Below are 4,100 nucleotides of genomic sequence, written 5' to 3'. Positions count from 1 at the left end.
TTTGCCCTAACATAGAAGCCAAAGCAAAACTAGAAAAAGAAAGCTCACTCTCTTTAAGTTTGCTCTCTATTTGTTCCCACTCATTTTGTGCAAGTCTCAATCTTTTAGTTAAAGTTTTAATGCTTACTCCTTTTTTATTAGCCTAGCAAATCGCACCGATAGGTGCAATGATTTGCGGAAGGAAAGGTGCGGTGTCGTGAAGTTAGCCTAGAGCTAACGAACGGACAAGACACCGCCCTAATGCTTATCTAAACTAAAAGGGAAGATAAGCATAACTTTTAAAAACAACTTCAAAGGTTTTTAAAAGTCAAAGGGGTATTAGGGGAAACCCCTAACGAGTTTCTTTTTGATAGCAAGCTTCGTTAGAAGTGTAGCTACAAAAAGTAATCTCGCCCAAAGTAAAGATATTATAACAAAAGGAAAGTAACAATGCAAGATTAAGCTATATTTTTTTTAAAAAAGAAGAAGCTAAAACTATAAGGCAAAAAATTCAATTTTTTCCCTTGTTTAATATATTACTTGTTTAATATCTTGTTTAGGCAAAAATCGACCCCCATTTTTTCGGCACTTGTGGGGGGTAGATTTGCTTAAAAGTGAGAAATTACCCGATAAAAGTGAGAAATTACCCGACAAAAATATGCCTAAAAGTGAGAAATTACCCGACAAAAATATGCCTAAAGGTAACTTTTTTTACGGAAAAAAAATAGGGCTATAGGGCGGTGTCTTGTCCGTTCGCTTTCTCTAGGAAAGCTTCACGACACCGCACCTTTCCTTCCGCAAATCATAGCACCTTAACAGGTGCGATTTGCTAAGCTAATAAAAGAAAGGAATTAGGGTTTAAATCGTTTTTAGGAGATTTCTTAGGGGTAATATTCTTTTTTGCAAAGAAAGTCCTTTTAAGGGCTTTTCTTTGCTTTTTGGAGTGCATAAGGGCGGCCGACGCCCTTTATGCTGTTTTAGCCTTTAATCAAATAAGCTAGGCTCGTCATTGTTTATTTAGAATAAAAAATTATAATAATTTCATCAGAGGGGGATAGTGGCGGGATGAGACCCTCCCCTTTGATTTTATCTAAACCGATTAAAAGAGTTTGTTTGTTGGTTTTGAGTTTTCTAATAAGAAAGTGGTTAAATTTGCGTAAAAAGATTTCTATAAGCTTGAGCTTCTTTAGCCTTTAAAACTCTTTGTTTATCCAAGTAAAAAAGCTCTTCGGCTTTATCTTTAAGTTTTTCTAGCGAGTTAATATCTTTAAAAGTTTTAACCCTAAAAGCTACAAGATTACCATCGCTTTTACGCTCAGCAACTATGAAAAGTTTATCGTCTTCTTTTTGGTCATACGAAACTACAATCATTTCGCCGTATCTCTCATCGTAAATTGATTTTCCAATATAGGAGCTAAGAATTTCTTTCAAACGATTAAAATAATTCTCTTTCTTAATCTTATCACGCATTATTTTTTTATCATTATTTTTGTAATCATAAATAAATTCTATTTCTGTAATTTTACGCCCTGTTTTATAAGTTTTAATTTCTAATAAAACTAAATTAGATTTTCCGTTTATATCCTTCTCCGCTTGTTTTAAAACAAAGCGATTAAAATCTGACCATCTTTCAATATAAACTTTAGGCACTTCCAAAAGGTTTTGCAATACTGCAAGATTGATTTTAAGACTTTGCCTGTTTTGCTTTAGCTCACACAAAAGCATATTATAAATCCTTATGCTATAAGCAGATTTCATATTTTGAATATCGTTAAATTTTAGCTGAGTAAAATCTCTTTTTTGCTCGAGTAGATATTGCATAAGACTATCGTTTAGCTGATAAGTGATGTATCCCTGTCCTTCTTCGTATCTGATAAATTTAAAAAGTGGCATAGCCTGAAATATTCTTTTTTCTTTCATCGTTTTTTCATCGAGAAGTTTAAAATCTTCGACATAGGCTTTTCTTGCCATAGAATGACATAAATCTCTAATATAATTATAATCCGCTTCTTTATCCTTTCTTTGCCAAACTTCCATAATCTGACTTAACGGCATTTCGCAAACTTGAAATAAACTATCTTGTTGGCTATTAATTTGAGCAACTATCCACATAAACATTTTAAGTTCATTCGTATTCATATCATATTTAGCATATACAAAGCGGTTATTCTGTGTTACTATTGCTTTTTGAATTTTTGTCTTACTATTTTTTTTAACTTCTTTCATCTTCCCAACCCAAACCCTTTTTTAATATTATTACTTTCTTTAGCTTTGGCTTTAATCTGTTCTTGTTCTATTTTTTGACTTGTTTTTAAAACTTGCCCTGTTCTTATCAAAATTCTTTCTCTAATTTGTTTAAGTCTTCCCCTAACTCCGTCAATTCTTGCCTTAATGAGAAATCTAACTCCATTAATTTGTTCTGCGAATTTGCTTCCAAAGCTTCTAACTTGCTCTTCAAAATTTGCAAATCTGTGTCGCTGTTGTTTTCTACGCTCTTCGCTATTGCTTCTAATTCTTTGCCCTGCTCTTCGTATTTGTTCTCCAATTCCTTGTATTTGTTCTCCAAATTTTGCAAGTTTTTCTTGTAATTCTCTCGTTCCGTTTTGATAATATTGTGTAAGTTCATTTCGGCTTTTTGATATTCGATTATCTTGCTCTGTAATCTCTCTATTTCTGCGATTAACTCTAGTTCTAATGTTGTCATCTTCTTCCTTTAGTTCAGTGGTAGGTAATAAAAATTCCCCTGCTGTCCCACTTGATTTTTCTCTATGTAAAGATACACTTTCCCACTGCTGTCCGTTGTCGTTAGCTCTTTGCTGATTTGATAAGGCTTTATCCACAGATACCACGCAATCGCTAATAAAATCATCATCGTAAGCATTCCCACTAGAAAGCTCATCGCTAGGCTTGATAGTTTGAATTTCATCGGTTCGAGATTGTAGGCTTTTTTCTCTATCTCTCTGAAAAGATTGTTTAGTTTTTTTTCGTAGTCGCTCATTAATTGTTCTGATTGTTTCTCTATAGAATTGAGACTTAAGACTAATGAGTTCTTTAAGCTCTTGTTCAAGTCTTCCAAGTTCTTTTTCATTATCTCTTCGGTTATACTCTTTTGCTCTTCTTTCTTTTTCTCCGCGTATTTCTCTAAGTTCTGCAAAGCTTGTAAATTGTTCATTATAGATACTCCCTTTAAATCTTTTTGCTTTTTTACTTTCTGGTAATTTAATGCTTAAATAGTCTTTCCCTTTTCTCGTTACTTCGATGTTGTTTTGCTCCAAAAATGTAATTAACTCATCACGAGAATTTATAACTTCATCGGCTACTTGTTGATGTAAGATTTTGTCTAGGCTCTCATAATCTTTAAAAAGCTCCTTTGCTTTTTTACTTCCTTGTATAGTCTGTTCTTTGGCTGGGTCTTTTGGATTTGTAAAACCGTAACGCAAATTAATATAATCGCCCCAAGTTTCAATTCTTTTTTTATCCGCAGGGTGATAGTATGGATTAAATGCTTTTTTGCTTTCTAGGTCAATTTTTGGAATTACAAAGTTTAACTCTAGTCGCCCTTTGTCTGTATGCTCTACCCAAAGGATATTATAACGCCCTTTCATTTCTGGCGTTAAAAGTGCATTTTCAAAACTTTCCATTATCTCTTCTTTTAATTCTTCGCTGATATTTTTTTCTTCAAAAGATAAAACGCCGACACAAGTTTTATGCTTTTGTGTCATTGATTTAATAAGTTCTCTTGTTAAAAACTCATCGCCTTGTAAGACTTTTGCTGTGCCTTGATTAACTCTTTTATCAAGTAAATAATTAATTGCTGACACGCCCCCGCCTGTTTGAGTTTTAAAAAATTTGCAAATCATTCAATTACTTTTCTAAGTTCTTTTAGGTGGTTTTCGATACGGCTTAACATTTCTAAGCCTACTCGATCAAGTCCGCCTTTATTAGAATTTAAATGTTTTGCTACTTGATTTAAATTGTTTCCCCACTTAGAAAGCTCCGCTATAAAATCTCTATTAATTGGAGTTTGTTTTCTTTTTAAACTTTTTTGCCCTAACATAGAAGCCAAAGCAAAACTAGAAAAAGAAAGCTCACTCTCTTTAAGTTTGCTCTCTATTTGTTCC

General features: G+C 33.1%; 3 protein-coding genes. All 3 read right to left on the bottom strand.

Translation table 11 applies throughout. From position 1 onward, the window contains the following. Positions 1–1,125: 1,125 nt before the first annotated feature. Positions 1,126–2,205, bottom strand: coding sequence for a replication initiation protein (locus ELQ12_RS09400; protein WP_134264734.1), 1,080 nt, complete (start codon positions 2,203–2,205; stop codon positions 1,126–1,128). Continuing rightward, the gene (locus ELQ12_RS09395) at positions 2,202–3,839 is read right to left on the bottom strand and encodes a relaxase/mobilization nuclease domain-containing protein (RefSeq protein WP_134264733.1); all 1,638 of its coding nucleotides are present in this window, start codon (positions 3,837–3,839) and stop codon (positions 2,202–2,204) included. Before ELQ12_RS09395 ends, ELQ12_RS09400 begins: the two co-directional genes overlap by 4 nt. Continuing rightward, a partial coding sequence (gene mobC, locus ELQ12_RS09390; RefSeq protein ID WP_208379397.1) for a plasmid mobilization relaxosome protein MobC occupies positions 3,836–4,100 on the bottom strand: 265 nt, incomplete at its 5' end. The genes mobC and ELQ12_RS09395, both read right to left, overlap by 4 nt.

Origin of the sequence: Campylobacter sp. US25a (assembly GCF_004379075.1) — a bacterium.
GTDB lineage: Bacteria > Campylobacterota > Campylobacteria > Campylobacterales > Campylobacteraceae > Campylobacter_D > Campylobacter_D jejuni.
This window is presented reverse-complemented; position numbering and strand designations above follow the sequence as displayed.

Excerpts from the sequence above, each read along its gene's own strand:
- ELQ12_RS09400 (WP_134264734.1), bottom strand. The coding sequence starts at position 2,205 with ATGAAAGAAGTTAAAAAAAATAGTAAGACAAAAATTCAAAAAGCAATA.
- ELQ12_RS09395 (WP_134264733.1), bottom strand. The coding sequence starts at position 3,839 with ATGATTTGCAAATTTTTTAAAACTCAAACAGGCGGGGGCGTGTCAGCA.